The organism is Actinoplanes sp. NPDC049668 (assembly GCF_044465445.1).
In the GTDB taxonomy this organism is placed as follows: Bacteria; Actinomycetota; Actinomycetes; order Mycobacteriales; family Micromonosporaceae; genus Actinoplanes.
The window spans coordinates 1-24,253 of sequence record NZ_JBITLR010000004.1 but is presented as its reverse complement, the minus strand read 5'-3'; the positions used below and the strand labels follow the sequence as shown (position 1 = coordinate 24,253).

25 protein-coding genes and 1 pseudogene are annotated in these 24,253 nt (G+C 70.0%); 15 read left to right on the top strand and 11 right to left on the bottom strand.

Features of this window, described 5'->3' with window-relative positions:
• Window positions 1-157 precede the first annotated feature (157 nt).
• The 4 genes from ACIBSW_RS17530 to ACIBSW_RS17515 form a co-directional block, all read right to left on the bottom strand.
• Window positions 158-781 carry a hypothetical protein gene (locus ACIBSW_RS17530; protein ID WP_354720782.1) on the bottom strand — a complete coding sequence of 208 codons (624 nt, stop codon included), beginning with the start codon at window positions 779-781 and terminating at the stop codon, window positions 158-160.
• 126 nt (window positions 782-907) lie between these two features.
• Window positions 908-1,069, bottom strand: a complete 162-nt coding sequence (locus tag ACIBSW_RS17525; protein ID WP_354720784.1) for a hypothetical protein — start codon at window positions 1,067-1,069, stop codon at window positions 908-910.
• 268 nt (window positions 1,070-1,337) lie between these two features.
• Window positions 1,338-1,727 carry a VOC family protein gene (locus ACIBSW_RS17520; protein ID WP_354720786.1) on the bottom strand — a complete coding sequence of 130 codons (390 nt, stop codon included), beginning with the start codon at window positions 1,725-1,727 and terminating at the stop codon, window positions 1,338-1,340.
• Window positions 1,724-2,500, bottom strand: a complete 777-nt coding sequence (locus ACIBSW_RS17515; protein ID WP_354720788.1) for an ArsR family transcriptional regulator — start codon at window positions 2,498-2,500, stop codon at window positions 1,724-1,726. The genes ACIBSW_RS17520 and ACIBSW_RS17515 overlap by 4 nt, the downstream gene beginning before the upstream one ends.
• Before the next feature lie 159 nt (window positions 2,501-2,659).
• Here ACIBSW_RS17515 and ACIBSW_RS17510 point away from each other — a divergent pair, with 159 nt between their 5' ends.
• From ACIBSW_RS17510 to ACIBSW_RS17500, 3 genes are all read left to right on the top strand, one after another.
• On the top strand, window positions 2,660-3,121 hold the full coding sequence (locus ACIBSW_RS17510) for a MerR family transcriptional regulator (RefSeq protein WP_404799366.1): 462 nt from the start codon (window positions 2,660-2,662) through the stop codon (window positions 3,119-3,121).
• A 167-nt stretch (window positions 3,122-3,288) separates the two neighbouring features.
• Window positions 3,289-3,630, top strand: coding sequence for a metalloregulator ArsR/SmtB family transcription factor (locus ACIBSW_RS17505; RefSeq protein WP_354720827.1), 342 nt, complete (start codon window positions 3,289-3,291; stop codon window positions 3,628-3,630).
• Between the two features lie 8 nt (window positions 3,631-3,638).
• Window positions 3,639-4,328: a cation transporter gene (locus tag ACIBSW_RS17500; RefSeq protein ID WP_404799411.1), complete on the top strand. Its 690-nt coding sequence runs from the start codon at window positions 3,639-3,641 to the stop codon at window positions 4,326-4,328.
• A gap of 39 nt (window positions 4,329-4,367) precedes the next feature.
• Here ACIBSW_RS17500 and ACIBSW_RS17495 read toward each other — a convergent pair whose 3' ends face one another.
• A complete protein-coding gene (locus ACIBSW_RS17495) occupies window positions 4,368-4,697 on the bottom strand; it encodes a metalloregulator ArsR/SmtB family transcription factor (protein ID WP_354720792.1) in 330 nt (109 codons plus the stop codon).
• 60 nt (window positions 4,698-4,757) lie between these two features.
• On the opposite strand from ACIBSW_RS17495, the gene ACIBSW_RS17490 reads away from it, so the two are divergent.
• Complete coding sequence (locus tag ACIBSW_RS17490) at window positions 4,758-5,825, top strand: NAD(P)/FAD-dependent oxidoreductase (RefSeq protein ID WP_354720795.1); 1,068 nt, start codon at window positions 4,758-4,760, stop codon at window positions 5,823-5,825.
• The gene (locus tag ACIBSW_RS17485) at window positions 5,822-6,649 is read left to right on the top strand and encodes a hypothetical protein (protein ID WP_354720798.1); all 828 of its coding nucleotides are present in this window, start codon (window positions 5,822-5,824) and stop codon (window positions 6,647-6,649) included. The genes ACIBSW_RS17490 and ACIBSW_RS17485 overlap by 4 nt, the downstream gene beginning before the upstream one ends.
• Before the next feature lie 77 nt (window positions 6,650-6,726).
• Here the strand turns inward: ACIBSW_RS17485 and ACIBSW_RS17480 are convergent, their stop codons facing one another.
• On the bottom strand, window positions 6,727-9,003 hold the full coding sequence (locus ACIBSW_RS17480) for a PEP/pyruvate-binding domain-containing protein (protein ID WP_354720800.1): 2,277 nt from the start codon (window positions 9,001-9,003) through the stop codon (window positions 6,727-6,729).
• A 95-nt stretch (window positions 9,004-9,098) separates the two neighbouring features.
• Here ACIBSW_RS17480 and ACIBSW_RS17475 point away from each other — a divergent pair, with 95 nt between their 5' ends.
• Together ACIBSW_RS17475 and ACIBSW_RS17470 are read left to right on the top strand one after the other, a co-directional pair.
• Window positions 9,099-9,437, top strand: coding sequence for a helix-turn-helix transcriptional regulator (locus tag ACIBSW_RS17475; RefSeq protein WP_354720829.1), 339 nt, complete (start codon window positions 9,099-9,101; stop codon window positions 9,435-9,437).
• Complete coding sequence (locus ACIBSW_RS17470; protein ID WP_354720802.1) at window positions 9,419-10,084, top strand: permease prefix domain 1-containing protein; 666 nt, start codon at window positions 9,419-9,421, stop codon at window positions 10,082-10,084. Before ACIBSW_RS17475 ends, ACIBSW_RS17470 begins: the two co-directional genes overlap by 19 nt.
• A 20-nt stretch (window positions 10,085-10,104) precedes the next feature.
• Here ACIBSW_RS17470 and ACIBSW_RS17465 read toward each other — a convergent pair whose 3' ends face one another.
• From ACIBSW_RS17465 to ACIBSW_RS17450, 4 genes are read right to left on the bottom strand one after another with little or no spacing between them, the layout of a single operon-like run.
• Window positions 10,105-11,406 carry an MFS transporter gene (locus ACIBSW_RS17465; RefSeq protein WP_354720804.1) on the bottom strand — a complete coding sequence of 434 codons (1,302 nt, stop codon included), beginning with the start codon at window positions 11,404-11,406 and terminating at the stop codon, window positions 10,105-10,107.
• Window positions 11,407-11,411: 5 nt separating this feature from the next.
• Entirely contained in the window at window positions 11,412-12,845 is a 1,434-nt protein-coding gene (locus ACIBSW_RS17460; protein ID WP_404799410.1) for an FAD-dependent oxidoreductase, read from the bottom strand.
• Between the two features lie 24 nt (window positions 12,846-12,869).
• Window positions 12,870-13,376, bottom strand: a complete 507-nt coding sequence (locus ACIBSW_RS17455) for an N-acetyltransferase family protein (RefSeq protein WP_354720808.1) — start codon at window positions 13,374-13,376, stop codon at window positions 12,870-12,872.
• Complete coding sequence (locus tag ACIBSW_RS17450; protein WP_354720810.1) at window positions 13,373-13,705, bottom strand: metalloregulator ArsR/SmtB family transcription factor; 333 nt, start codon at window positions 13,703-13,705, stop codon at window positions 13,373-13,375. The genes ACIBSW_RS17455 and ACIBSW_RS17450 overlap by 4 nt, the downstream gene beginning before the upstream one ends.
• 175 nt (window positions 13,706-13,880) lie before the next feature.
• Between ACIBSW_RS17450 and ACIBSW_RS17445 the strand changes: the two genes are divergently transcribed.
• Window positions 13,881-14,255 (top strand): metalloregulator ArsR/SmtB family transcription factor, encoded by a 375-nt coding sequence (locus tag ACIBSW_RS17445; protein WP_354720812.1) that lies wholly within the window; start codon window positions 13,881-13,883, stop codon window positions 14,253-14,255.
• 8 nt (window positions 14,256-14,263) lie between these two features.
• Here the strand turns inward: ACIBSW_RS17445 and ACIBSW_RS17440 are convergent, their stop codons facing one another.
• Window positions 14,264-15,511, bottom strand: a complete 1,248-nt coding sequence (locus tag ACIBSW_RS17440; protein ID WP_354720813.1) for a hypothetical protein — start codon at window positions 15,509-15,511, stop codon at window positions 14,264-14,266.
• 230 nt (window positions 15,512-15,741) lie between these two features.
• Here ACIBSW_RS17440 and ACIBSW_RS17435 point away from each other — a divergent pair, with 230 nt between their 5' ends.
• The 7 genes and pseudogenes from ACIBSW_RS17435 to ACIBSW_RS17405 form a co-directional block, all read left to right on the top strand.
• Window positions 15,742-16,584, top strand: coding sequence for an arpA protein (locus ACIBSW_RS17435; RefSeq protein WP_354720815.1), 843 nt, complete (start codon window positions 15,742-15,744; stop codon window positions 16,582-16,584).
• 17 nt (window positions 16,585-16,601) lie between these two features.
• Window positions 16,602-17,453, top strand: coding sequence for a class I SAM-dependent methyltransferase (locus tag ACIBSW_RS17430; RefSeq protein ID WP_354720817.1), 852 nt, complete (start codon window positions 16,602-16,604; stop codon window positions 17,451-17,453).
• 22 nt (window positions 17,454-17,475) lie between these two features.
• Entirely contained in the window at window positions 17,476-19,281 is a 1,806-nt protein-coding gene (locus ACIBSW_RS17425) for a choline/carnitine O-acyltransferase (protein ID WP_354720819.1), read from the top strand.
• Window positions 19,282-19,575: 294 nt separating this feature from the next.
• Complete coding sequence (locus ACIBSW_RS17420; protein ID WP_354720821.1) at window positions 19,576-21,300, top strand: hypothetical protein; 1,725 nt, start codon at window positions 19,576-19,578, stop codon at window positions 21,298-21,300.
• A gap of 264 nt (window positions 21,301-21,564) precedes the next feature.
• Complete coding sequence (locus tag ACIBSW_RS17415) at window positions 21,565-22,662, top strand: sugar ABC transporter substrate-binding protein (RefSeq protein WP_404799365.1); 1,098 nt, start codon at window positions 21,565-21,567, stop codon at window positions 22,660-22,662.
• Window positions 22,663-22,797: 135 nt separating this feature from the next.
• Window positions 22,798-23,613 (top strand): ATP-binding cassette domain-containing protein, encoded by an 816-nt coding sequence (locus ACIBSW_RS17410; RefSeq protein WP_404799364.1) that lies wholly within the window; start codon window positions 22,798-22,800, stop codon window positions 23,611-23,613.
• Window positions 23,610-24,253: pseudogene (locus tag ACIBSW_RS17405) on the top strand (ABC transporter permease); the annotation flags it as partial. The gene ACIBSW_RS17410 and the pseudogene ACIBSW_RS17405, both read left to right, overlap by 4 nt.

The following is a 24,253-nucleotide window of genomic DNA, read 5'->3' as shown; positions in this document are numbered from 1 at the left end:
GACCGCAGCGGCCTGTTACGTCGGCGTCGTAGCGTCACCGTGACGGCCCTCTTCTGCACCGGCGCTCCAGAGTCTTCGATATAGCGGTAATGGATGAATACCGCCATATCGCCCTGAGCCAACGGCGGATGGAAGGAATTGACGCTTACGCGTCCCGCTACTCGTAGCAGGTCTGGTCGTGGTACTGGAGGGTCAGCTCGACCACCATGGAGTTGCCGACCACGATCCGGTAGACCGCATCGGGGTTGCCGGGCACCGGCACCGTGCCGCGCCCGGTGCCCACCAGGCCGTCGTGGTCGGCGCCGGTGACGTCCTTCCAGGACGGGTAGGCCTTGCGCATCGCCTTGAAGGGGCTGCCGATCCTGATGCCCTCCGGGGTGCTCAGGCCGGGGTGCGCGTCGATGATCTCGATGCCCCGATCCTTGCTGTAGTAGACGATTCCGTCGTTGCCGGCGTTCTCACCCGTGGCGCCGAGCAGGTGGGTCGGGTGCGAGCAGCCGGCGTTCGTCGCCGTCCATTCGGCGGTCAGGTCGGTCGCCTCCGCCTGCTCTCGCGTCATGCCGAGCCTGAGCGCGCCGACGCCGAACGGCCCGATCACCGAAGGCGCCTTCGAGGTGACGGGCGCGAACGAAACCGGCTTCGAGGTGGCGGGTACGGGTGCCGACGGCGCCGCGGAGGCGCGGACCGGTGCCGTCTCACCGTCGGCGTGCGGCGCGGAGCTGGTGCATCCGGTCGCCAGCGCCACGCAGAGGATCGTTCCGGCGAGAGGAATGGTGCGCATGTGTGGTGCCTTTCCGATCGTACGTTCTCTTGATCTGTCTTCGAGTTCGATGCGACCCTCGGCGCCTTTGTTCGGGATTTCAGGTCACGAAGAGATCACAAGCCCTCGTCTCCGAGGTTGACACCCTCAGCCGGAAACGGGTTGACCTGGAGTCGGCCGTGCGAGTTGCGGCCAGTTCTTCCGGCGCCACGGGAATACGGCAAACGCCACGATGCCGACCGCGAGCAGCCCGACCACTGCGGCGGATTCCGGCAAAGCATAGGAAGGAGGCCACCAGTAAGTGATCATCCATTTGGATGATCACTACAGTCCGCTGGTCTCGGACCGCCGACGGGTCAGTCGACCAGGAGGGTCTCGCAGCCGGTGGTGGTGCCGCCGGCCCGGACGAAGCAGCTGTCACCCGCGGGCGCGGTGCTGTTCGCACCGCCGTCGAGCCTGACAGAACGCCGAAGGCCGGCCGTGGAACTGACGGCCGGCCGGTTCGTGTCAGCCGCCGGCGATGACGGTGTTGTGGCCACGTCGGCGTCGGGTTTCGCCGGACGCTGTTTGGCGTTTGCTATGCGGCGGGTTGGAAGAGCTCGACGGGGTTGCCGGCCGGGTCGTCGAGGACGATCTGCGCGCCGCCCGGTCCGGTGACGATGTCGTTGCGGAACACCAGGCCGGCGGCCCGCAGACGGTCTACCTCCGTGGGTAGATCGGCGACGATGAGGTGGATGCGGTTCCAGCCGCCGGGTTCGGGCTTGCGGCCGTCGGGCATCGGCCGGCCGGCGGAGCTGTCCGGTCCGGACAGCAGCAGCCGCAGGTTGCCGCGGACGACGTCGGCGAACGCGGGCAGGTGGCTGGTGTTGAGGGTGAAGCCGAGATGGGTGGTGTAGAAGGCGATCGCGGCTGCCACGTCATCGACGAGGTATCGCACGTGCACGGTGTTGTCGGACCAGCTGGTCATGTTGCCTCCAGGGTCGGTGTGTTTACGAGACGGTGCAGTAGGAACCCGATCCGGGTGCGCAGCTCGGCCGCGAGGCGCTGGAAGGCTGGATATCCGTCGGGGTCACGGGCCGGGTCTGGGATGCTCCAGTGCACGGAATCGGGGTGGCCGGGGAATTCGGGGCAGATCTCCCGGACCCGGTCGCAGAGGGTGACCACGGTGGTGAACCGCCGGCCGGTGAATTCGTCGAGGTGTTTCGCGCGATGGCCGGACAGGTCGATGCCGTGTTCGGCCATCACCCGTACCGCGTCCGGGTGTAGCTGTTTGGGGTGACTGCCGGCGCTGAAGGTCGTCACGCTGCCGGCGCTCAGGTGCTGCAGCAGTGCCTCGGCCATCTGCGAACGGGCGCTGTTGCCGGTGCACAGAAACAGCACCCGCGGGCCCGGACCTCGGTGGGGCATGACCACTGCCGGGGTGGGCGGGACCAGGTGCAGACCGGGGTGCAGGGCCGCGCCGGTAGCCGCGAGCAGTTCGCCGCAGCGGGCCAGATCGATCGTGTAGTAGGTGTCGCGCCGATCGGCCGAGCTGCGCCGGGTGGTGACGAGCCGTCCCGCGCGTAGCTTGCCGAGGTGGTAGGAGACCAGGTTCTGCGGCTGCTCGACCAGTCCGGTGAGCTCATGGACCTGCCGGTCGCTGCGGGCCAGCTCGCCGAGGACCCGCCAGCGCAACGGATGGCCGGCCAGTTTCATGAACTCCGGCGCGGTGACGGCGGCATCTCGAGGCACGCGTTCCACACCCGCAGATTACATCAAACTGATTTGATGCGTTAGACCGGCGAAGGCTCGGTCTTGCATTCGGTACCTAGGTACAGGCTTACCGTCGAGGGGCAGCGCCGGTGCGGCGCCGCACCACCTGATCAAGGAGCCCGTGATGTCGCGCCTCCACTGCTGGACGTGCCCGCCGAGGGCGACGTGATGGCCTCGCCGAACAAGGGTGGGCTGCGCACCGGCGAGGTCGCCGAGCAGGCCGGCGTCAACGTCCAGACGTTGCGCTACTACGAACGCCGGGGCCTGCTGGCCGAGCCCTCGCGCAGCCTCGGCGGGCACCGGCTCTACCCACCCGACACCGTCGCCCTGCTGACAGTGATCAAGGCCGCGCAACGGCTCGGGTTCACCCTCGACGAGGTCGCCGAACTGCTCGACACCGGCCGCCGCCGGCACCCGGCGCCGGACCTGCGACAGCGCGCCGTCACCAAGATCGCCGAGATCGATCAGCGGATCGCCGACCTCACCGCCATCCGCGGTGCGCTCACCGAGGTCGTCGACGCCCGCTGCGACAGCCTCACCGACTGCACCTGCACCGACTGCCCCATCCCGTTCCTCACCATCGGCCATCCAGACGGAGAACCCACATGAGCACGCCGCCCAGGCACACGCCGCCGACGGTCGACAACGGCCGCGACGATCCGGAGCCATGCAGGTGATCCGGGCTGGACCTTGGTCTTCTGATCGTCAGGACGGGCTATCATCGCACTGTGGCGATTATTGAGGATCGGTGCGTGACCGCCGCGGTGGCGGCGGGGATGACGCCGGCGGTGGCACTGTTCCGTTCCCTCGGCGACGAGACCCGGTTGAAGATCGTGAAACGGCTCGCCTCGGGCGAGGCCCGGGTCATTGACCTGACCGGCGAGCTCGGCCTGGCACAGTCCACCGTCTCCAAGCACCTGGCGTGTCTGCGCGGCTGCGGCCTGATCGATTACCGGGTCGAAGGCCGTCAGTCGTTCTATGCACTGATTCGCCCCGAACTGCTCGACCTGCTGACCGCTGCGGAAGGGCTGCTCGCCGCGACGGGCGCCGTCGTGACGCTCTGCCCGACCGACGACGCCGGCGAACCGGCCGCCCGTGCCGCGGCGGTGACCGCGTGAGCGGCCCGATCAGTCTCGGCCGGCCCTCCTCGCGGCGCCGCACGCAGCTCAACCAGCGCAGCCTGCGTCTGGCCTATGCGACCGCCGGCTACAATCTGCTCGAAGGCGTCGTCGCCGTCGGTGCCGGTGCCGCGGCGTCGTCGACCGCCCTTCTCGGCTTCGGCCTGGACTCCTTCGTCGAGGTCTCCTCCGCCCTGGTCGTGATCTGGCAGTTCCGGTCCCGGATCCCCGAAGCCCGCGAACGCCTCGCCCTACGCCTGATCGCCGTCTCGTTCTTCGCCCTCGCCATCTGGGTCACCGTCGACGCCACCCGCGCGCTGCTCGGCGCCGAGCAGGCCGACACCACACCGATCGGCATCGGCATCGCCGCCACCTCTGTCGTGGTGATGCCGCTGCTGGTCTGGGCGAAACGACGCACCGGCCGCGAACTCGGCTCGGCCACCGTGATGGCCGACTCCATGCAGACGATGCTGTGTACCTACCTGTCCGCGATCGTCCTCGTCGGCTTGCTGCTCAACGCCGCCCTCGGCTGGTGGTGGGCCGATCCGGTCGCCGCCCTCGTCATCGCCGCCGTCGCCATCCGCGAAGGCATCGAGGCGTGGCACGGCGAGCAATGCGACGACTGCGCCCTGCCCGCTATCGGCGGACCCGACTGCACCGCTGCCTGCTGCACCGATACCCCGACGACCGACCAATGAGCAGCGCCGTGGCGCCGGCGGCCGTTGCTCGATTGTGCTTCAGGCGAAGGCGTTGTCCGACTGCGTGGGTGGAGGGCAGCAGCACGCGAGGTAGCCCTGGAGTTCGGTGAGCCGTGTGGTGATGGTGCTGGGGTCAGCACGGTAACGGACGAGTTTGCCGTCGCGGGTGGACTGGACGAGGCCGCCGCGGCGCAGGATGGCCAGCTGTTCGGAGGTCGTGGATTGGCCGAGGCCGCAGCGGTTGGCGACCTCGCCGACGGTGAGCTGGGTGCCGGCGGCGAAGAGCATCATGATCTGCTGGCGGGTCTCGCTGGCGAGGGCTTTGAGGAAGTCCTGGGTGGGCCCGTCGAGGGCTGGCGGCGTGGTCATCGGGATCCAGTCTGCTGAACATCATTTCGTCTTCTCGCGATATGACGATACATTGCTGGCATGACTTTCGCTGACGTTGTCGTCATCGGCGGAGGCCAGGCCGGTCTCGCCACCGCCCACGCCGCCCTGGCCCGGCGCTGGCGACCGGTCGTGCTCGACGCCTCCGGCGGTGCGGGCGGTTCCTGGCCCCGCTACTACGACAGCCTGACCCTGTTCTCCCCCGCCCGGTTCTGCTCGCTGCCGGGCAAGGCGTTTCCCGGCGATCCGGAGCGGTACCCGGTACGTGACGAGGTAGTCGCCTACCTCGGCGACTACGCCCGGCATCTGGGTGCGGACGTGCGCTTCAACGAGCGGGTGGACCGGGTCACCGAGGAGGGCGGCGGCTTCACCGTGTCGACTTCCAGCGGCACGACTGTAGAGGCCCGGATGGTGGTGGCGGCCAGCGGCGGGTTCAGCCGCCCGTACCGCCCGGCGTTGCCGGGTCTGGACACGTTCACCGGCACGGTGCTGCACTCGTCGCAGTACCGGCGGCCGGGTCCGTTCGCGGGCGGCCGGGTCGTGGTGGTCGGCGGCGGGAACTCGGCGGTGCAGATCGCGGTCGAATTGGCGCAGATCGCGACCGTCACCATCACCACTCGGGACCGGTTGCGGTGGCAGCCGCAGCGGATCCTGGGTAGGGACTTCCACTGGTGGCTGGCCCGCACCGGCCTGGACACCTCCGCGCTCGGGCCCCGGCTGGTGAAGGGTGGCGTGCCGGTGATCGACGACGGCCGGTACCGCACGGCCGTACGAGCCGGGAAGCCGGACCGACTGCCGCTGTTCACCCGTCTCGACGGTGACCGCGTGGTGTGGGCCGACGGCACCCGTGAGCGGGTCGACACGGTCATTCTCGCGACCGGTTTCCGGCCGGACCTGCCGTTCCTGGGCGGCACGGCCGCGCTCGACGGCGCGGGTGCCCCACTGCATGCCGGGGGTGTGTCGATGACGGTGCCGGGGCTGGGTTATGTCGGCCTGGAGCGGCAGCGCAGCTTCGCGTCGGCCACGCTGCGCGGTGTCGGCCGCGACGCCATCCACGTGCTGCGGGCTCTCGCCCGGCAGGGCTCGCCGGCGCAGCGTGTGGCCCGGTGAGCACGGCCGCCCTCGCCGTGCTGCTGGTGGCCTCGATGCTGGCGGTCGGCACCACGTTGCGCACTGCCGACTTCCGCGCCTTGGCCGACCGACCGGTGGTGCCGGTGCTGGCGGTGCTGGCCAACGTCGTAGTGGTTCCCGGCCTTGCGGTGGTGCTCGCGTCGTTGGCGGGTCTCGGCGCGGACGCCACGTTCGGGATCGTGTCGGCCGCTGCCGCGCCGGGTGGAGGCACGGGGGCGTTGCTGACGTTGCATGCGCGAGGCGATCTCGCGGTCGGGGCGGCGTTGCAGGGTGTGTACGCGCCGTTGGGTTTGCTGAGCGTGCCGGTGTGGGCGTGGGTAGCCGGCTACGATGTCGCGCCGGCCGGCCTCGGCGGTGTCGCGCTGGTCCTGGGTGGCTTGTCGGGTCAGGTTGTGCCGGTCGCGGTGGGCATGTGGCTGCGCCGCCGCCGTCCGGCGATGGCGCAGCGGGTGCATCAGGTCAGTCGCCGGATCGCGGATGTATTGCTGGCGGGCGTGGTGCTGTACTTCCTGGTCACCGGTTTCACCAGGCTGCCGGAGGTGGGTTGGGCGACGGCCTGGGTGATCGCCGTCGTGGTACTCGCCTGTTTGTCGCCGGCGCTGGCGCCGGTGTTCGATCCGCCTGCGGCGCGGCGGGCGGTCGCGATGACCACGGCGGTGCGCAACCTGTCGCTGGCGTTGTTCCTCGCCGCCGCGGCCGGGCCGGTGGTGGTGTTGACGCTGCTGGCCTATGGCTTGCTGATGTACGGACTGTCGGTGCCGGCCGCACTGCTGTTGGCGAGGACCTCGGCGCCGGTGAGCTGATCCGTCGGTACCAGTGTGGGCGTCATGGCGAGGTCAGCCGGCGCGCGCTGGCCTCACGCCCGGTACCCGGGCACGGGTTACCGCCGGGCCGTGTCGTCCAGCGGCGTCGTCGCTGGTTCGTCATGAGGTGTGACGGTTCCGGCGGCGCCGTCGACGGTGACCAGCTGCCCGGGTTGCAGGCGCAGGGTGGCGTCGCCGGTGCCGACGACCGCGGGGATGGCGTACTCGCGGGCGACCAGGGAGGCGTGGGCGGCGAGGGTGCCGCCGTCGGTGACGACGGCGGCGGCTCGGGCGAACAGCGGCGTCCACGCCGGTGCGGTCGCTTTCGCGACCAGAACGTCTCCGTCGCGGAACGCGGGAAAGTCGTGGGGGCCGTGCACGATGCGGACCGGGCCGGTGGCGCGGCCCGCCGCTGCCGGATGGCCGACGATCACGTTCTGGCCGATCTCGCGCGGTCCGCGTGCCTGCTGTACGGCACGGTCGATGACGTCGCCGATCAGCCGGGCGGGTTGCCCGAGGGTCAACGGCGCGGCGAGGCCACGCCTGCGCTGCCACTGCTCGCGGCGCGTCCGCACGGCGTCGCCGATGGGCTCGGCCGGGCCGTCCAGACAGGCGGCGACTTCGTCGCGGGTACCGAAGAACACGTCCTCGACCTGCGCCGCCGCGCCGGTGGCGACGAGGTGCTCGCCGAGGCGTCGGACGCAGGTGCGCAGGACCGGCCAGGCGAGGGTGAAGTCGCGGGCCTGCTCCTCGCGGATGACCGCGTAGCGCTGGTTGACCTGCAGGAGCTGCTCGAACTGGGTCAGGAGCCTCGGCTGTCCGGTGAGGGCGGTCCGGCAGGACTGCTCGGCGGTGGCGCGTTGGCCTGCCAGCCGGGCGAACCGGTGGCTCCCGTCCGGCGGCGCGGTCAATGTCGCGGGTAGCTCCGCCGCGACGGGGTGGTACCAGTCGGCGCTCTGCACCGCATGCGCGGGGTGGACGGGTTGGGCGCCGGGCAGTCCGCGCAGGAGGACCTGCGCGCCGTCGCGGGCGTCGGGCAGGACCTCGGCCAGGTGCCGGCGGCAGAACCGGGTCAGGCCGGCTTCCATCTTCCACGCCGATCCGCCCACGATCGCCAGGTACCACAGGTGGATCCCGGCTTCGCGGCCGAGCTGGTCGACGAGTCGCGCCAACCGGTGCGGTCCGGCGGTCGCCGCCTCGGTCTCCGCGTCGGCGACGAGCTGCCGGTAGGCGGGCAGGTGGGCCGCTCGCCATTGCCGGTCCAGATCGGACAGTACGGCGCGTTCCGCGGCCGCCGGGTCCCGGCCGACCCGGATCAACGCGTTGTAGAGGACCTTGACGGCATGACCGCGTCCCTGCCACAGCACCCGGGCCAGCAGCCTCGGTGACGGCACCGGTGTGGCGTTGTAGTACCAGCCGTTGACCAGCGCATACCGGAACGGCACCCGGACGCCGAGACTGGCGTGCATCCCGTCCAGGTAGCCACCTTCCAGTACCGGAAGCAGCCAGGTGCCGAACAAGGGTGTGACTGCCTCGGGCAGCCACTCGCCGAGCCGGAAGTTGCGCATCCACAGTCCCGGCCCGGGCGCCGTCCAGGTGACCGGTGGCGGCAGGGCCGTCATCTCCCTGGCCTGCAACAGCCACGGCCGGCCGCCGTGGTCGATCGCCCACTCGATGTCCTGGGGGCGGCCGTAGCGGACCGCGACCCGGGCTGCCAGGTCCGCTATCGCCAGAGCCTGCTCAACCGTCAGGACTCCGCTCCCGGCGGGAGCCGGGCGGCTCATCCGGGCATCCCGGCCGGCGATGGTCCATTCCTCGCCGACGGCCTCGCCGGACACCAGCGGTTCACCCAGACCGGGTACGGCGTTGACCACCGTCTGCTCCCGGTCGCCGGTGACCGGATGCGCGGTGAACGCCACCCCGGCCGCCGCCGCGTTCACCATCGCCTGCACCAGGACCGCCATCGCCGGCTGACCTGCGCCGCGGCGCTGGTGGTAGGCGATCACCCGCTCGGAGCCCGCTGCGGCGAAGCACCGGCGTACCGCCTGGGCGAGACCGTCGACGGCGATGTTCAGGTAGGTCTCGTACAGGCCGGCGTAGGAGGCGTCCGGCAGGTCCTCGGCGGCGCCCGACGAGCGCACCGCGAACCTCTCGGCGCCCAGTCCGCGTGCCGCGGCCGCCAGGTCGTTCTCCCAGCCGTCGAGCTCCAGGGCTTCGGCGGTGACGACCAGGCCGGGCGGGACGGGCATCCCGGCCCCGACCAGGTCGCCGAGGACGCCGGCCTTGCCACCGACCGCCGTACGGTCGGCGAAACCGGCCTGGGGCAGTGTGAAGATCCCTGACCTGGTGTCCATCACTCACCTCATAGGTAGCATCACAAAGTATTGCGACGCTACACTGCGGTTGATGTGCCGCACCACAGCGAAGGTGAGGAGCGCCCGTGCTGCCCATGCGACCAGAGCTACTCAAAGGCCATCTCGACACGCTGCTGCTCGCGGTCCTCGAACCCGGTCCCCAGCACGGGTACGCCGTCATCGAGACGCTGCGCAACGGCAGCGACGGCGCCCTGGACCTGCCCACCGGCACCGTCTACCCGGCGTTGCACCGGCTGGAACGCGCCGGGCTGATCGCCGGCGACTGGCAGACCGTCGGGGGCCGCCGGCGTCGCGCCTACCGCCTCACCCCGGCCGGTCAGGCCGCCCTGGGCGAGCAGCGCGCCGTCTGGGAGCAGTTCTCCACCGCCGTGACAGCCGTGTTGACGAGGCGAGCATGGCCGGCCACCGCCTGACCGCCGACGCCCCCGATGACGTCGTCGCCGGGTACCTCGCCGACCTCGCCGCCCGACTGCGTGGGCCGCGACGACGCCGCGAAGCGATCCTCGCCGAGCTGTCCGACGGCCTGGACCAGGCGGTGCATGACCACCGCGCGGCGGGACTGCCCGCCGGTCCGGCGGCCGAGGCCGCGGTCGTCCAGTTCGGGGCGCCGCAGGCGGTCGCCGACGCGTTCGGCGGCGAGCTGACCACCGCCTACGCCCGGCGCACCATCACCTGGTTCATCGCGACCGGCCCACTGGTAGGCAGCTGGTGGCTACTGCTGCTGCATCCCACGCCATGGCGTACCGGGCCGGCCCCGCTGTTCGCCGCCATCCCGGTCCTCCCCCTGATCGCCATCGCGATCGCCACCGCCGCCGCGACGGTCGCCACCACCGGCCGCCTGATGCGCTGGCTACCCGAGACCAGCCCGCACCACGCCCTGACCGCCACCATCGCTGTCGCCGCGCTGAGCCTCGCCGGCGACCTCACCATGATCATCATTTTCGCGGCGTCCGGCACACCGCTGCGACCGCTCAGCACGATGGCCCTGGCCGCCAGCCTGACCCGCGTCGCCTGCGGCATCACCACAATCCGACACACGACCCGGCTGCGAGGCAGATAGACGGGGGTCCGGCGCCCCGTTCATCCTGGCCGCGTCGCACCGGCGGCGCCGATCGCGCTGCTACCGGCGAGGACACCGGTCCCGGTGAGCTGATCCGCCGGCACCGGCGTCGGCGAGGTGGACCGTGCCACGATCCCGACGGCGGCGACAAGGCATGCGGCGCCGATCGCGGTGAGCACCGGCGGATAGCCGACGGCGGCGTACAGACCGGCTGCGGCGAGGGGTGCGACGGCCTTGGCGACGGTGATGGGTGTGGCCAGGATGCCGGCGATCGTCGCGTAGGCGGTGGTGCCGTACCGATCCGCCAGCAGCGCGGGTTTGACCAGGCTGGCCGCCCCGAAGCCGATCCCGAACCCGACCACCGCGAGCGCGGCGCCGGTCCGGCCGGCGCCGACGATCGGGAGGCTGAGCGCGGCGGCGGCCTGGATCGTGAAGACGACCGCGACCACCACCGGCAGCCGCAGGCGGCGCTGGGCGCCGGTGAGCAGCAGCCGGCCGGTCACCGACAGCACGCCGAGCAGCCCGGCGACGGTGGCGGCGAAGGTCGCCGGATGGCCTTGGTGGACGAGGAACCCGACGAGGTGGACGGTCATGGCGCTCATCGCCGCGCCGTGCGCGACGAACGCGACGGCCAGCCACCAGAACCGGCGATCGCGCACCGCCGCGCGGACGACCACGGTGCGGTCGCGTCGCGTCGGCTGCCGCGCCTGCGACGCGGGCCGGGACGGTTTCCGGACCGCGAGGGCGTGCAGCGGAATGGCGACCGCGCCGTACAGCGCGGCCAGCAGCAGTAATGCGGTGCGCCAGCCGTAGCGGTCGGCGAGCAGACCGGTCAGCGGCATGAAGATGGTGCTGGCGAACCCGGCCACCACGATGACCGCGAGCACGGCCTTCGAACGTCGTCGCGGGTCGAACCAGGAGACGACGACAGCGAGGGCGGGTTCGTAGAGGACCATGGCGGCGCAGATCCCGATGCCGATGAGCACCGCGTGGAGCTGGGCGACGGTCTGCACCCGCGACCAGGCGACCACCAGCACGGTGGCGGCGACGGATCCGGCGGTCATCAACGCCCGGCCGCCGTTGCGGTCCAGCCACCGCCCTACCGGCACCGCCATCACCGCCCCGGCCAGCACCGACGCGGTCAACGCGCCGGTGACGGCCGTGGTGGAGGCGTGCAGATCGGCGGCCATCGGACGCAGCAGCACCGCGAAGGCGTAGTAGAGCACCCCGTAGCCGACGGTCTGCGTCACCGCCAGGGCGGCGACGAGCCACCAGCCTCGTCTGCCCGGCGGGCCGGGCGCCGTCCCTGCTGGTCGTCTCACCCGGGTCAGCTGCAGCAGCCGCCGGCCTGCTCGCCGGTGCCGGGTGCGGCGACGGGCTGCAGGGTCAGCGGTGCGGACAGCAGCCCGCCGGCGATCCCGGTCGCCAGACCCCGTCCCGTCGACACCGTGACGTTCTCGGCGGCGGGGGTGGCGCAGCAGCCGCCGTCGGCGTCGTCGACGCGGTCGGCGTCCACCGGGATGTTGCTGCTGCAGACTCCGGTCTCGGGCAGGTCGAGCTGGACGTCGCGGGCCGCGTGCCAGTCACCGGCGAGGGCGGCGGCGACCGAGCGGGCCTGTTCGTAGCCGGTGGCGAGCAGGAACGTGGGTGCCCGGCCGTAGGACTTGGCGCCGATGGCGTAGTAGCCGGGCTCGGGGTGGGCCAGTTCGTCGACGCCGTGTGGTGGCACGGTGCCGCAGGAGTGCTCGTTCGGGTCGATCAGCGGTGCGAGGGTGCGGCTGGCGCCCATGATCGGGTCGAGGTCGAGGCGCAGCTCGGCGGCGATGCCGTGGTCGGGCCGGAACCCGGTCGCGGACACGATCCGGTCGGCCACCACCGTACGGGTGCCGTCGGAGACCTCGATGCCGCCGTCGGGCCGCGGTGCGAGCGCGGCGACGGAGAAGCCGGTGATCAGTTCGATGTGGCCGGCCTCGACGTGTTCGCGCAGGACGGTGCCGAGGGCGCCGCGGGCGGGTAGCGCGTCGGCGGTCCCGCCGCCGTACGTGCGTGCCGGAGTCGCCGCCCGGATCGCCCAGGTGACCTGGGTGCCGGGTGCCTGTTCGGCGAGGTCGGCGAGCAGCAGCAGGGTGTTGGCGGCGGAGTATCCCGCGCCGACCACCAGGACCCGCTTGCCGGCGAACCGGTCGCGGTCGGCGCCGAGGACGTCGGGCAGGGCGTGCTCGAGGTAGGGCGCCGCCGCGGTTTCGCCGTGGGCGGGGATACCGGAGGCGCCGAGAACGTTCGGGGTGTCCCAGGTGCCGGAGGCGTCGATGACGGCGCGGGCGAGCAGGTCGTCGCCGGTGGCGAGGCGGATCAGGAACGGGGCGGTGTCGCGGCCGGCGGTGCGGAGCCGGTCGAGGCCGAGCCGGGTCACGGCCACCACCCGGGCGTCATAGCGGATCTGGGACTTGACCGCGGGGAGTTCGGCGAGGGGCTGCAGGTAGTCGGCGGCGAGCTGGGCGCCGGTCGGCAGGATGTCGGCGTCGGGCTCGACCCAGCCGGCGGCGGCGAGCAGCCGTCGGGCGGCGGCGTCGATGTTGTAGCGCCACGGGGAGAAGACACGGACGTGCCCCCACTGGCGCACGGCGGCGGCCGGGGTCTCGCCGGCTTCCAGGACGGTGTAGGCGATGCCGCGCTCGGCGAGGTGCGCGGCGGCGGCGAGGCCGACCGGCCCGGCGCCGATGACGACGACGGGCAGGCCGTCCAGTGTGGTGCTCACGATGAGACTCCTCGATTGTGGGGAAGGTCAGTGGATGTGTGGGCTGCGGCGTTCGATGAAGACCACGTCGCGCCACCGGTTGCCCTGGGCGAGATGGCGGCCGACGCGTTCGCGGACGCCGACGATCCGGAAACCGGCGGCACGGTGGACGGCGAGACTGGCGGTGTTCTCCGGGAAGATCCCGGACTGGATGGTCCAGATCCCGGCCGCCTCACTCGAGGCGATCAACGCGTCGAGCAGCGCCCGGCCGACACCCCGGCGCTGGGCGGCGGGGTCGACGTACACCGAGTGCTCGACCACCCCGGCGTAGACATTGCGGGTGGACACGGCGGAGACCGCGACCCAGCCGAGGACGGTGCCGACCGCGTCGACCGCGACGAACCGGTGGTCGCCCAGCTTGCTCGCGTCGAACGCCGCCCAGTCGGGAGCGGTGTTCTCGAAGCTGGCGTTGCCGGCGTCCATGCCGGCCTGATAGATCGCGAGGACCTGCTGGGCGTCGTCGGCGCGCATGGCCCGGATCGCGACGGCGGTCATGAACAGCCTCCGGTCGGGGTCGGCGCGGGGCGGCCCATCACGACGTCGGCGGCGGACGGGAAGCAGTCGATGCAGCGGGCGTTGATCCGGTAGTGCCGCGCGGTGCCGACGGGCTCGACCAGGACGAAGCGCACCTCGGTGAGGATCTTCAAGTGTTGTGAGACGGTGGACTGGGCCAGGCCGACCGCGGCGACGATCTCCGCCACCGGCATCGGCCGGTCCTGCCGTGCCAGGTACTCCACGATCTGCACCCGGCTGGGGTCGGCCAGGGCGCGGAACCAGGAGGCGTACTCCTCCGCGATACTGCGCTTCAGCAGGTCGGCCATCATTCACCATCTTCATCGTCAATCGCCGATTACCGATGAAACTGTAGCCGGTACGAGTGTCGGATGAGGCGGTACATGACGGACCTCCGGAGATCGGCTCGGGTTCGACCGTTGTCGAGTTCGATGTTTGTCGAAACCAAGACTTGCACGCGGTTTCGACATCTGTCAACCTCGACGTATGTCGAAATCAGGGACGCAGCTCACCGTCATCGACACCGACGCGGTGCCGTGCTGCCCGCCGATGGCCACCAGCCGCATTCCGGCGGAGTCCGCCGCGGCACTGTCCCGGGCGTTCAAGGCGCTCGGTGACCCGATCCGGTTGCAGCTGATGTCGATGATCGCCTCGGCCGAGGGCGGGGAGGCCTGCGTCTGCGACCTCACCCCGGCGTTCGAGGTCTCCGGAACGACGATCTCGCACCACCTCAAGGTGCTGCGGGAAGCCGGGCTGGTCGACGCCGAGCGCCGGGCCAGCTGGGTCTACTACCGCCCCCGGCCGGGCCTGATGCGCCAGCTCGCGACCCTGCTCACCGTGACCGAGCCCGCCGCCACATGACCGGTGGTTCAGCAGCGCCGCGGGCACCGTACGAAGAGGTGTGCCCGGCCGTCGCCCGGGTCGACGCCCAAGTTGGTTGCCGTCGAGGTGAACAGGACGTGGCTGCCGTCGCCCGACGGAACGCCGCCCCAGCTGAGGCCGTTGCCGCTGTCGCCGGAGGCGGACCTGGTCACCAGGGTGGTGCGGTCCCTTCTCAGATCGCGGAGGAAGACGTCGTTGACCTCGCCGTTGGTGTCGGGCACGACCAGGTCGGAGGCGAGTGAGAAGAACCCCGCGTAGCGGCCGTCGGCCGACAGCGCTCCCTCGTAGGTTTCGCCGTTGCCGGCGCCCGAGCCGGCGTGGTTGGCGCTGACCAGCGCGGTGGTGCCGGCGGTCAGGTCGCGGAGGTAGAGGTCCGAACCCGCGTTGGTATCCGACGGGTCGAGTGCGGCGTTGCCGGCGTACAGGACCTTCGTGCCGGTCCGGTCGATCGACGGTGAGCGGGCGTCCACCGGGTCGGCGCCGATGGACTGCGGGCTGATCCGGGTCGTCGTGCCCGTGGTCAGATCGGACAGGTAGACCGCGCTCACGCTGCCGCCGTCGCCGGTGTAATCGCCGGTGCCGCTGAAGGCCATCCGCTTGCCGTCGCCGGAGAGGGCGGCCTCGAGGACGGCGGGCTCGGCGCCGCCGGTCGGCGCGGTGACCTGCGTGGTGACGCCGGTACTCCGGTCATGGAGGAACGCCTCCTGACCCAGGCCGTGCAGGTAGTCCGACACGATGAAGGTCACGTACCGGCCGTCGTCGGAGATCGACGGGCCGTACTGGAAGCCGTCGAGCTGCACGTTGCCGGTGGCGACGCTCGCGCGGGTGGTGACGCCGGTACGCAGGTCGCGGACGAAGACATCCCGCTCGCCGTTGGTGTCGTCGGCCACCAGATTGGACGCGTACGAGGTGAAGGCGACGTACCGGCCGTTGCCGGAGATGACGGTGTCCGCGGCATAGCCGTCGGCCGGCCGGCCGTCGATGCCGCCGCTGGCCAACGTGGTCCTGCCGGTGCGGAGATCGCGGACGAAGACGTCGTAGGTGCCGTTCGTGTCGCCGGGAACGAGATTGGACGAGCTCGAGGTGAAGGCCGCATACCGACCGTCGTTCGAGATGTCCGGTTCGCCGACATAGCCGTCGCCGGGTGCGCCGCCGGCGGCCACGTCGACCTGGATGATGTCGCCGGTACGGGCGGCAGCCTGAGTCGCCGTCGGCGTGAGAAGTAGTGCGGCCATGACACCCGTGGCCACAAGTGATCGAGCCCCCCATGAAGTGTCCATGGCCGGACGCTAGTGAACGCGGACCGGATGCCGCCGCCCCGTCTCACGATGCTCCGAAATCGACATACCCGGGCGGCTTCGGCGAACCGGCGCTGTGAACAATGTAACCAACATAGTGGCCGTAATTCTTGTTAGGATTCCCCATTTCTTCAAGCCGCCGCCATTTAAGGAGGGGACCTTCTCAAATGAATGTTGTGGACACCGTGCGCTATCCAGTGGGCGAGCCGGGAAGCGACGCATGGGAACGCGTCGTTTCCCGAACCCGCACCGAACTGCGCGAACTCGGATGCAGCGTGCTGCCGGAGTTCATTCCGCCGGGCAGCTGGGAGGCGTTGCGGCGAGAAGGTGCCGGGGTCGCCCCGCTGGCGTATTACGACGTCGAGCAGACCAACGTCTACAACATCGCACTCGACGCGGACCTGCCGGCCGATCACCCGGGCCGCATCGTCATGCAGCGCGGCAACGCGTTCGTCCCGCGCGACCGGATCCCCACCGACAGCGTCATCCACCGGCTGTACACCGATCCGTCCTTCGTGCGCTTCCTCGCCGCCTGCTTCGAACTACCGGAGCTGCACGAGCTCGCCGACCCCCTGTCCGGCCTGGTGCTCAACGTCGTGCAACCCGGCATGGAGCACCCGTGGCACTTCGACACCAACGAGTTCACCGTCAGCATGCTGACCCAGGAGCCGGAGGAGGGCGGCGTCTTCGAGTACTGCCCGAACATCCGCTCGGCGAACGCGGAGAACTTCGACGCGGTCCGTTCGGTGCTCACCGGCGCCGACCGCACGCCGGTACAGGCCCTGACCCTGCGCCCCGGCGATCTCCAGCTGTTCAAGGGCCGGTACGCGCTGCACCGGGTGAGCGCGGTACGCGGCGCCACCGCCCGGCACTCAGCGATCTTCGCCTACTCCGAACGCCCCGGCGTGGTGGGCAGCGTCGCCCGCACCCGGCAGCTGTTCGGCCGGGTCCTGCCCGCGCACCTCGACGCCGAGCGCAATGCCGTGCGCGTCGACCAGTTGCTGGACTGATAATCGCGAGGAGCGCCGTGCGTTTCGACCAGACCGGAAAAGTTTCCCTCGAGGGCATCTACACGCAACCCGATCCCCGCGCCTATTTCACCACGCTGCGTGAGCTCGACTATTGCATTCCCCAGCTCGCCAAGCCCTATTTCCAGCAAATCATCGGGCAGTATCGCCAATCGCGGCAGGTGGCCGTCCCGACCGTCGTCGACGTCGGTAGCTCCTACGGCGTCAACGCGGCACTGCTGCGCTGTGACGCCACCATGGACGACCTGTACGACCGCTACGCCGACACCGATTACACCCGGCAGGAGCTTCTGGAGCGCGATCGTGAGCTGGTCCGCTCGCACGGGTCCCCGGCGCGGTTCGTGGGGCTGGACGTGTCCCGGCCGGCGCTGGAGTACGCATCGGCGGCCGGGTTCCTCGACGACGCCGTGCAGGCCGACCTGGAGACGCGCGAACCCAATGCGAGGCAGCGCGCCCTGTTCGCCGACGCCGACATCGTGATCTCCACCGGCTGCCTCGGCTATGTCACCGACCGGACGCTCGTACGCGTGATCGGCTCCCGCCGGGAGCGGCGACCGTGGATGGCGCATTTCGTGCTGCGAATGTTCCCGTTCGAGCCGATCGCCGATCGGCTGGCGACCCTCGGTTACGAAACGATGCGGGTGGACCGGACCTTCCGGCAGCGCCGCTTCGCGTCCGACCGGGAACAGCGGCAGGTGCTGGAGACGATGTCCGCCGCCGGTGTCGATCCGGAGGGTCTCGAGACCGATGGCTGGCTGCACGCTCAGCTCTACGTCTCCCGGCCCGTCGGCACTCCCGACCCCCTGACCTTCGACGTCGACGATTCAATGACCCAGCAGGCCGCCCGATGAGCATCGAATTCGAGGAGACCGAGTGAGCACGTTCGAAAACGAGGACACCCTGCCGCGGGTGCCGTTGCCCGCGCTGGAGGACACCTGCGCCCGGTTCCTCGAGTGGTCTGCGCCGCTGCTGAGCCAGGAGGAGTTCGCCGACACCGAGGCCGCGGTACGGGAGTTCGGACGGCCCGATGGTCCGGGGCCGAGGCTGCACGCCGATCTGGTGCGATACAACGCGGATCCGGCCACGCACAGCTGGTTGGACGCGTTCTGGCCGGCCCGCTATCTCGGTCGCCGGGACCGGATCGCGTTGAACGCCAACTTCTTCTTCCTGTTCCGTGGAACGCCGCTGCACGGATTCGCCGAGCCGCAGGTGGAGCGCGCGGCGGGGCTCATCGCCGCCGCCGTGAACTACAAGACCCAGCTCGACGACGAAAGCATCCCGGCGGTCGCGACTCGCGGGAAGCCGTTGTCGATGGAGCAGCACAAGTTCCTGTTCTCCACCACCCGCATCCCGGGGCCGGTGCAGGACACCGTCCGAGCGCCGTACGGCGACGAGTGGCCGGGCCCGTCGACGGCCCGGCACATCGTGGTGTTCCAGCGCGGCAACGCGTACCGGATGAACGTGATCGGTCCGGACGGGCGTCCGCACTCGCTCGACGACCTGGCCGCCGGCCTGCGCGAGGTGCAGAAGGCCGGCACCGCGCGGGCCGCGACGGACACCGCGGCCGGTCATCTCACCACGATGGCCCGGGCCGAGTGGGCGGCGGCCAGGGACCGGCTGGCGGCGCTGGATCCCGGCAACCCGACGGCGCTGGACACCATCGAGACGGCGCTGTTCTGCGTGTGCCTGGAGGACCTGACGCCGGCCGACGACCTGGCGGCCTGCGATCAGTTGCTGCACGGCGACAGCGGCAACCGGTGGTTCGACAAGGCGGTGTCGCTGATCGTGTTCGCCGACGGCACGGCCGGCATCAACGTCGAGCACTGCGAGCTGGACGGCACCACCATCCTCAGCTTCGTCGACGCGCTGCTCGCCGCGTCGCCCGAGGAGCACGCCGCGCAGTCGGGTGCGGCGGCGCAGGGGGTGCCGGCGATCGAGCCGGTCACGTTCGTGCTCGACGACGCGCTGCGGGCCGACATCGCCGCCGCGGCAGGGTCGTTCGCCCAGTACGGCGCGGACACCGCCACCGTGACCCTGCCCTTCGACGAGTTCGGGGTGGACGAGGTCAAGCGGCTGCGGATGTCGCCGGACGCGTTCGTGCAGCTGGCCTACCAGCTCGCGCACAAGCGGGCCAAGGGCTTCACCGGTGCCACGTACGAGTCCATCGCCACCCGGCAGTACCGGCGGGGGCGGACCGAGGCGATGCGCGTCGTCACGCCCGAGGTGCTGCGATTCGTGTCCACGTTCGACGACCCCGCCGCGTCGTCCGACGAGCGGCGGGCGGCGTTCCGGGCCGCGGCCGACAAGCATGTCGAACGGGCGAAGCAGTGCCAGGCCGGTGCGGCGCCGGAGCAGCACCTGTGGCAGCTGCAGCTGATTCAGAAGTGGCGAGGGGCCGAGCTCGGCGTGCCCGAGCCGTCCCGGCTGTACGAGACGCCGGGGTGGCTCACGATGCGCGATGACTACCTGAGCACCAGCTCGGCGCCGTCGGCCAACATCAGCTACTTCGGGTTCGGGGCGACCAGCAGTCGCTGCATCGGGATCGCGTACGTGCTGCTGCCGGACCGGTTCAACCTGTACCTCAGCACGCCTCGCCCGGTCGCCGACATGATGCACACGTTCGCCGACCGGCTCCGCGAAGGGCTGCGCGAGCTGCGCGACCTGCTCGACGAGCAGTAGCCCGGGTCACGGGTCACGGGTCCGCCGCCGGCCGCCTGGCGGCGGACCCTCGAAGGTGACAGGTGTACCGGTAGCGTCCCGGAACTTTCAGGTCTGATGCCCCATTGCCCGCCCGACAGCGGCATACCTACGGTTTAACCACCTCGGATGTTGTGGACCACAACAAATTCGAACCACTCCGTAGGACAAGCCCTCGGCGCTCCATTGTTCACCCGGCATCGCGGATCCGCTGCGGGGTGCGACCCTCGGCGCGCACTTCTGTGCCGCCCATGGCGGCACCGGCCAAGGAGCATCATGAAAAGAAGCATTCCCGCCCGCCGGCTGGGTGCCGCGGTCCTCATCACCGCACTGTGGACCGCCGCCGCGGCAATCCTGATGCCGGACGCCGCCGCCGCGGACCCCCCGGGACCCACGTTCGCCACGTCGAACAACTCGTCCGACCCGCACGCGTTCAAGTGCAAGCGCCCCAGCGCCGGCAGCGTAGAGGGCTACTGCATGGTGACGTCGCAGGACCTCTTCGAGGGGCCGTTCGACGAGGACGGCCCCGGGGAGAACTACTATCCGATGAGCCAGACGATGGGCTACTTCTCCCCCGACGGCCTCAACTGGACCACCTCGGCCGTGGCGCTCACCGAAGCCACGATCGGCAGGTCGGGCACCAAACACCTGTGGGCCCCGGCCGTCCGCCGGGTGAAGAACACCGTCGGGCCGACCAACCCGCAGGACTACTACCTGTACACCCCCGATCTGACCGACCGGAACGACAAGTACTCCTCGAAGATCTTCGTCACGAGCTCGACCGACCCCATCACGGGGTACGGCAGCGTCAACATCCCGGGCAACTCGGTCAAGTTCCGGCAGATCAACGGCGTCGGCTACATGTCCGACCCCGAGGTCTTCGTGGACGGCAGCGACCCCACCACCCCGTCCACCGCCAACCAGTACCTGCTGTGGGCGGACGGCGACAAGGACTCCTGCGGTGGCCTCTCGCTGCGCCACATGTCCAGTCACACCGCCCTGGACGCCAACTTCACCGACCCCAGTCAGGCCTGGCTGAACATCGACGGCCCGTTGGAGGCCGACATGGGTAACTGCGTCAAGGAGAGGGTGGGCGGCGGTGGCGGCGGCGTGGGCACCGAGGTCCACCGCCCGTACCTCGAGGGCGGCTCCATCTTCAAGACCAGTAACTGGCAGTCGAGCCTCAACCACAGCCTGCCCGGGCCCTACGTGATGGTGTTCGCCGCCAAGCCCGAGTTCACCCCGGCCGTCTGCCGGCAGCCCGGCCAGCCCGACTCGGACCTGTCGGTCATCGCGTACGCGACCGCCGGCTCCGTGACCGGCCCGTGGACCTACCAGGGCATCATCATGTGCGGCGGCGACAGCGAGTGGACCAACCAGGCGACCATCGAAGAGGTCAGGGACGCCAGCGGTCGCGTGCGCCTGGTGCTCGTCTACCACGACGGCGTCAACACGGACTCCCGCAACCGCAAGCTGCGCTCGGAGTGCCTGCTGACGGACAGTCGTGGGAAGTTCCTGCTGACCTCCCGCTCGTCCGAGGGGGCCGCGAGCACCTCCGGCACACCCGCGTGGTGCGTGGCGCAGAGCAGGACCAACACGGTGGCGCTCAAGTCACTGAGCACGAACATGTACGTCAGCAGCCCAGGGGCGACCAGCCAGCTCCGGGCGACGGGTAGCTATGTCGGGCTGTGGGAGCAGTACGGGCTCAACACCGGCGACCAGGTTCCCTTCTACTACCTGCTCTCCCGCAATCCGGGCAATCAGTGGGTGCAGGTGAACCGGAACGACGGGAACAAGGTCATGACCCGGGGAGCCGCCGCCGGCGACTGGGAGGGCATCCGCCCGGTGCAGGCGCCCGGCCAGCCGTCGGCCACCTACAACCTGAGGGACTCGGCGGGCAACTTCTGGCACGTGAACTCCGACGGCAACATCACCGCCTCCCCCGGCACCCCGAGCTCGGGCGACACGTCCGCCCAGTTCAGATTCGAATACCTCTGGTGAGCTGACCGCAATCAAAGGGGGTGTCCACCGATCCCGGTGGGCACCCCCTTGCCGCGAAACGTTTCGCACCCGACACCCGTGTTGCCAGATTGTTATTCCGAGGAGCAAGATCCATTCGCGCCAATGCTTGCGCTCGGCGCCATGATGAGAAAATGTTGCCGAGCACAACAAACCAGCTCCCCCCTCAGCATTCCCAGGACCGAAACTTTCGGCAGTGGGCGCTGCTGAATTCAATCGAATGTCCGATTAATGAAGGGACAAGAAATGCGTAAGGGACTTTTCGCCCTGGCGGCAGCGGGTCTGCTGGCCACCGGCAGCATGGCCGCGTGCGGTGACGACAGCGGCGGCGACACCGGCACCAACGGCGGCTCGTCGGTCGGCAAGGTCGGCGTCATCCTGCCGGACACCCAGAGCTCGGCGCGTTGGGCCACGGCGGACACCACGTACCTGAAGGCGGCGTTCGACGCGGCCGGCGTGCCGGTCGACATCCAGAACGCCCAGGGTGACAAGACCCAGTTCCAGACGATCGCGGACGGCATGATCTCCAGCGGCGTCAAGGTGCTCATGATCGTCAACCTCGACTCCGGCACCGGCAAGGCCGTCCTCGACAAGGCCAAGGCCGCCGGCATCGCCACCATCGACTACGACCGGCTCACGCTCAGCGGCGGCGCGAACTACTACGTCAGCTTCGACAACGTGGCGGTCGGCAAGCTCCAGGGCGAGGGCCTGGTCAAGTGCCTGACCGACAACAAGGCCAGCAAGCCCGTCGTGGCCGAGCTCAACGGCTCGCCGACCGACAACAACGCCACCCTGTTCAAGGAGGGCTACGACTCGGTCCTCAAGCCCAAGTACGACTCGGGTGACTACGTCAAGGGCCCGGACCAGTCCGTACCGGAATGGGACAACGCGCAGGCCGGCACCATCTTCGAGCAGATGCTGACCGAGAACAAGAACATCAAGGGCGTGCTCGCGGCCAACGACGGCCTCGGCAACGCGGTCATCTCGGTGCTCAAGAAGCAGAGCCTCAACGGCAAGGTCCCGGTCACCGGCCAGGACGCCACCGTTCAGGGCCTGCAGAACATCCTCATCGGCGACCAGTGCATGACGGTCTACAAGGCCATCAAGCAGGAGGCCGACGCCGCCGCCGAGCTCGCCATCGGCCTGGCCAAGGGCGAGAAGAAGGACACCGGGCAGACCGTGACGGACCCGGAGTCGAAGGCCACGGTTCCCGCCGTCCTGCTGGTCCCGAAGGCGATCTACAAGGACAACGTCAAGGACGTCGTCGCCGACGGCTTCGTCACCAAGGCCGAGCTCTGCACCGCCGACTTCGCGAAGCTCTGCACGGACAACGGCATCAGCTGACCCATTGAGTCGCTGACTTTCGGCGCCGCCCATCTCCGCGGGGCGTGGGCGGCGCCGAAGTCGGGTCCCTCCACCCGATCGCGAGTGGCCGAGCCACGGACGAGACACCCGGTCACTGAGCGAAGGAGAACCACCGTGGCCGCGATACCTCTTCTGGAGTTGCGCGGGATCGACAAGAGCTTCGGTCCCGTACAGGTCCTGCACGACGTCGGCCTCAGCGTCTATCCGGGCGAGGTCACCGCGCTCGTCGGTGACAACGGCGCCGGCAAGTCGACGCTGGTCAAATGCATCAGCGGCATCTACACCATCGACGCCGGCACGGTGATCTTCGACGGCAACCAGGTCGCCATCCACAGCCCCCGGGACGCCTCGGCGCTGGGCATCGAGGTCGTCTACCAGGACCTCGCCCTCTGCGACAACCTCGACATCGTCCAGAACATGTTCCTCGGCCGCGAGAAGGTACGCGGCATCGTCCTGGACGAACCGACCATGGAACAGATGGCCGGCGACACCCTCGCCAGCCTCTCCGTGCGTACCGTGAAATCGCTGCGGCAGCTCGTCGCCAGCCTCTCCGGCGGCCAGCGCCAGACCGTCGCCATCGCCAAGGCCGTGCTCTGGAACAGCCGCGTCGTCATCCTCGACGAACCCACCGCCGCCCTCGGCGTCGCACAGACCGCGCAGGTCCTCGAACTCGTACGCCGCCTCGCCGACAACGGCCTCGGCGTCATTCTGATCTCGCACAACATGAACGACGTCGTCGCGGTATCGGACTGGATCGCCGCGCTCTACCTCGGCCGGATGACGACACAGGTCAAGACCCCCGACGTGACGCACTCCCAGATCGTCGAACTGATCACCTCCGGGCGCAGCGGCAACCTCGGCCTGCCCCCCGAGAAGCCCTCCGACCTCAACGGCGACATCGACATCACGCCCCCGGGAGCCGACCGATGAGCAATCTTCAACCCGGCATCGGGCCAGAGGTGTCCGAACCGTCGGCCGCCGCGGAGAGCAGCGGCTCGCCGACCACGATCAGCGCCGGCGTCCGGGTGGTCAAGCCGACCGTCGCCAGCCACCTCCACGACTACTGGGGCCGGGTCCGCGGCGGCGACATCGGCAGCCTGCCCGCCATCCTCGGCCTGATCGTGCTCTGCCTCATCTTCGGCATCGCCCGACCCACCTTCTTCAGCGCCCTCAACTTCGCCAACCTCTTCTCCCAAGGCGCCGCCGTCACCCTCATCGCCATGGGCCTGGTCTTCGTCCTACTCCTCGGCGAAATCGACCTCTCCGCCGGCTACGCCAGCGGCGTCTGCGGCGCCGTCATGGCCATCCTGCTCACCAACCACGGCTGGCAGTGGTACACCGCCATCCCCGCCGCCCTCATCACCGGCCTCGCCATCGGCTTCACCCTCGGCTTCCTCGTCGCCAAAATCGGCATCCCCTCCTTCGTCGTCACCCTCGCCGCATTCCTCGCCTTCCAAGGCATCCTCCTCGTCCTACTCAGCGGCGGAAAAAACATCTCCATCCGCGACCCGTTCGTCCTAGCCCTGGCCAACAAAAACATGACCGTCCTGGTCAGCTGGATCCTCGCCAT

Excerpts from the sequence above, each read along its gene's own strand:
- ACIBSW_RS17530 (WP_354720782.1), bottom strand. The coding sequence starts at position 781 with ATGCGCACCATTCCTCTCGCCGGAACGATCCTCTGCGTGGCGCTGGCG.
- ACIBSW_RS17525 (WP_354720784.1), bottom strand. The coding sequence starts at position 1,069 with ATGATCACTTACTGGTGGCCTCCTTCCTATGCTTTGCCGGAATCCGCC.
- ACIBSW_RS17520 (WP_354720786.1), bottom strand. The coding sequence starts at position 1,727 with ATGACCAGCTGGTCCGACAACACCGTGCACGTGCGATACCTCGTCGAT.
- ACIBSW_RS17505 (WP_354720827.1), top strand. The coding sequence starts at position 3,289 with ATGACGCCGGCGGTGGCACTGTTCCGTTCCCTCGGCGACGAGACCCGG.
- ACIBSW_RS17495 (WP_354720792.1), bottom strand. The coding sequence starts at position 4,697 with ATGACCACGCCGCCAGCCCTCGACGGGCCCACCCAGGACTTCCTCAAA.
- ACIBSW_RS17490 (WP_354720795.1), top strand. The coding sequence starts at position 4,758 with ATGACTTTCGCTGACGTTGTCGTCATCGGCGGAGGCCAGGCCGGTCTC.
- ACIBSW_RS17480 (WP_354720800.1), bottom strand. The coding sequence starts at position 9,003 with ATGGACACCAGGTCAGGGATCTTCACACTGCCCCAGGCCGGTTTCGCC.
- ACIBSW_RS17475 (WP_354720829.1), top strand. The coding sequence starts at position 9,099 with ATGCGACCAGAGCTACTCAAAGGCCATCTCGACACGCTGCTGCTCGCG.
- ACIBSW_RS17470 (WP_354720802.1), top strand. The coding sequence starts at position 9,419 with ATGGCCGGCCACCGCCTGACCGCCGACGCCCCCGATGACGTCGTCGCC.
- ACIBSW_RS17455 (WP_354720808.1), bottom strand. The coding sequence starts at position 13,376 with ATGACCGCCGTCGCGATCCGGGCCATGCGCGCCGACGACGCCCAGCAG.
- ACIBSW_RS17450 (WP_354720810.1), bottom strand. The coding sequence starts at position 13,705 with ATGATGGCCGACCTGCTGAAGCGCAGTATCGCGGAGGAGTACGCCTCC.
- ACIBSW_RS17445 (WP_354720812.1), top strand. The coding sequence starts at position 13,881 with ATGTCGAAATCAGGGACGCAGCTCACCGTCATCGACACCGACGCGGTG.
- ACIBSW_RS17440 (WP_354720813.1), bottom strand. The coding sequence starts at position 15,511 with ATGGCCGCACTACTTCTCACGCCGACGGCGACTCAGGCTGCCGCCCGT.
- ACIBSW_RS17435 (WP_354720815.1), top strand. The coding sequence starts at position 15,742 with ATGAATGTTGTGGACACCGTGCGCTATCCAGTGGGCGAGCCGGGAAGC.
- ACIBSW_RS17420 (WP_354720821.1), top strand. The coding sequence starts at position 19,576 with ATGAAAAGAAGCATTCCCGCCCGCCGGCTGGGTGCCGCGGTCCTCATC.
- ACIBSW_RS17415 (WP_404799365.1), top strand. The coding sequence starts at position 21,565 with ATGCGTAAGGGACTTTTCGCCCTGGCGGCAGCGGGTCTGCTGGCCACC.